Source organism: Lysobacter sp. Soil_C_59 (genome assembly GCF_057656415.1).
In genome coordinates, this window is sequence record NZ_JBDGKK010000019.1 from 2,178 (window position 1) to 5,439 (window position 3,262).

Annotated in this window: 2 tRNA genes and 1 rRNA gene; all 3 read left to right on the top strand. The window is 54.5% G+C overall.

The window, feature by feature from the left end:
• Positions 1-47 precede the first annotated feature (47 nt).
• A tRNA-Ala gene (locus AC3A3Q_RS18665) sits at positions 48-123 on the top strand.
• Between the two features lie 46 nt (positions 124-169).
• Positions 170-246 (top strand) — tRNA-Ile (locus AC3A3Q_RS18670).
• Between the two features lie 254 nt (positions 247-500).
• Positions 501-3,262 (top strand): 23S ribosomal RNA (locus tag AC3A3Q_RS18675); the annotation flags it as partial.

Genomic DNA, 3,262 nt, shown 5'->3' on the forward strand with positions numbered 1-3,262 from the left:
ACAGGGTGGCTGCGGGAGCGTCCCCGGATCCCTCCAGGGAATTCGATGGGGCTTTAGCTCAGCTGGGAGAGCACCTGCTTTGCAAGCAGGGGGTCGTCGGTTCGATCCCGACAAGCTCCACCACCTTGGGCGAAGACCCTTGCCTGGCACTGCCGGCGGGAAACACTTTGGGTCTGTAGCTCAGGTGGTTAGAGCGCACCCCTGATAAGGGTGAGGCCGGTGGTTCGAGTCCTCCCAGACCCACCACCTACGAAGTGGCTTCGGCAAACGAAACTCTGATTGCGCACACATCAAATATTGAAGCAGTTGGGCGTTGAGGCCCATTTGCGTTCTTTGAAAATTGGGAATTGTAGCGAGCGTTTTGAGACGAATTGTGTCCATGACGTGTCGTGAGGCTAAGGCGAGTGTCTTCGGACACTTTATTAATTGAGTCGTTATATTCCAGACCGGGCTTTGTACCCCTGGTCCGAATGTAGCTCCAAGGCAACTTGGGGTTATATGGTCAAGCGAATAAGCGCACACGGTGGATGCCTTGGCGGTCAGAGGCGATGAAGGACGTGGCAGCCTGCGAAAAGTGCGGGGGAGCTGGCAACAAGCATTGATCCCGCAATGTCCGAATGGGGAAACCCACCTCGCAAGAGGTATCGTGCAGTGAATACATAGCTGTACGAGGCAAACCCGGAGAACTGAAATATCTAAGTACCCGGAGGAAAAGAAATCAACCGAGATTCCCTGAGTAGTGACGAGCGAACGGGGACCAGCCCTTAAGTTGATTGAGTTCTAGCAAAACAACCTGGAAAGGTTGGCCATAGACGGTGACAGCCCGGTATGCGAAAGAGCTCTTCCAATGAAATCGAGTAAGGCGGGGCACGAGAAACCCTGTCTGAACATGGGGGGACCATCCTCCAAGGCTAAATACTCCTGACCGACCGATAGTGAACCAGTACCGTGAGGGAAAGGCGAAAAGAACCCTGGTGAAGGGAGTGAAATAGACCCTGAAACCGTGTGCGTACAAGCAGTCGGAGCCCGCAAGGGTGACGGCGTACCTTTTGTATAATGGGTCAGCGACTTACTGTTCGTGGCGAGCTTAACCGTATAGGGGAGGCGAAGGGAAACCGAGTCTGATAAGGGCGCATAGTCGCGGGCAGTAGACCCGAAACCGGGTGATCTAGTCATGCCCAGGGTGAAGGTTGAGTAACATCAACTGGAGGCCCGAACCCACTCCCGTTGCAAAGGTAGGGGATGAGGTGTGATTAGGAGTGAAAAGCTAATCGAACCCGGAGATAGCTGGTTCTCCTCGAAAGCTATTTAGGTAGCGCCTCCTATGAATCTTCCTGGGGGTAGAGCACTGTTATGGCTAGGGGGTCATTGCGACTTACCAAACCATGGCAAACTCCGAATACCAGGACAGAATGTAGGGGAGACACACGGCGGGTGCTAACGTCCGTCGTGAAAAGGGAAACAACCCAGACCCACAGCTAAGGTCCCAAATTCACTGCTAAGTGGAAAACGATGTGGAAAGGCACAGACAGCCAGGAGGTTGGCTTAGAAGCAGCCACCCTTTAAAGAAAGCGTAATAGCTCACTGGTCGAGTCGGTCTGCGCGGAAGATTTAACGGGGCTAAGCAGTGAACCGAAGCTTGGGGTGCATAACTTTGGTTATGCGCGGTAGAGGAGCGTTCCGTAAGCCGTTGAAGGTGGATTGAGAAGTCCGCTGGAGGTATCGGAAGTGCGAATGCTGACATGAGTAACGATAATGCGGGTGAAAAGCCCGCACGCCGAAAGCCCAAGGTTTCCTTGCGCAACGTTAATCGACGCAGGGTGAGTCGGCCCCTAAGGCGAGGCAGAAATGCGTAGTCGATGGGAAGCTGGTTAATATTCCAGCACCTCGCGTAAGTGCGATGGAGGGACGGAGAAGGTTAGGTTGGCCGGGCGTTGGTTGTCCCGGTGAGAGAGTTGAGGCGGTTCCCTTTGGCAAATCCGGGGGAGCAACGTTGAGACTAAGGACCAGCCCATTAGGGCGAAGCAACCGATATCACGCTTCCAGGAAAAGCTCCTAAGCTTCAGCTTACGCAGACCGTACCGTAAACCGACACAGGTGGGCAGGATGAGAATTCTAAGGCGCTTGAGAGAACTCGGGTGAAGGAACTAGGCAAAATAGCACCGTAACTTCGGGAGAAGGTGCGCCCTTTCTGGTGAATAGCTGGGAGGGGCCGCAGTGACCAGGCCGCTGCGACTGTTTATCAAAAACACAGCACTCTGCAAACACGAAAGTGGACGTATAGGGTGTGACGCCTGCCCGGTGCCGGAAGGTTAATTGATGGGGTCAGCCGCAAGGCGAAGCTCTTGATCGAAGCCCCGGTAAACGGCGGCCGTAACTATAACGGTCCTAAGGTAGCGAAATTCCTTGTCGGGTAAGTTCCGACCTGCACGAATGGCGTAACGACAGCGGCGCTGTCTCCACCCGAGACTCAGTGAAATTGAAATCGCTGTGAAGATGCAGCGTTCCCGCGGCAAGACGGAAAGACCCCGTGAACCTTTACTATAGCTTTACACTGAACGTTGAGTTCTTCTGTGTAGGATAGGTGGGAGGCTATGAAACCGAGGCGCTAGCTTCGGCGGAGCCATCCTTGAAATACCACCCTGAAGTGCTTGACGTTCTAACCTAGGTCCGTAATCCGGATCGGGGACCGTGTATGGTGGGTAGTTTGACTGGGGCGGTCTCCTCCCAAAGTGTAACGGAGGAGCACGAAGGTACGCTCAGCGCGGTCGGACATCGCGCACTGTGTGCAAAGGCATAAGCGTGCTTGACTGCAAGATCGACGGATCAAGCAGGTACGAAAGTAGGTCTTAGTGATCCGGTGGTTCTGTATGGAAGGGCCATCGCTCAACGGATAAAAGGTACTCCGGGGATAACAGGCTGATACCGCCCAAGAGTTCATATCGACGGCGGTGTTTGGCACCTCGATGTCGGCTCATCACATCCTGGGGCTGTAGTCGGTCCCAAGGGTATGGCTGTTCGCCATTTAAAGTGGTACGCGAGCTGGGTTCAGAACGTCGTGAGACAGTTCGGTCCCTATCTGTCGTGGGCGTTGGAGATTTGAGAGGGGCTGCTCCTAGTACGAGAGGACCGGAGTGGACGAACCTCTGGTGTTCCGGTTGTCACGCCAGTGGCACTGCCGGGTAGCTATGTTCGGAAGCGATAACCGCTGAAAGCATCTAAGCGGGAAGCGCGCCTCAAGATGAGATCTCCCGGGACTTTA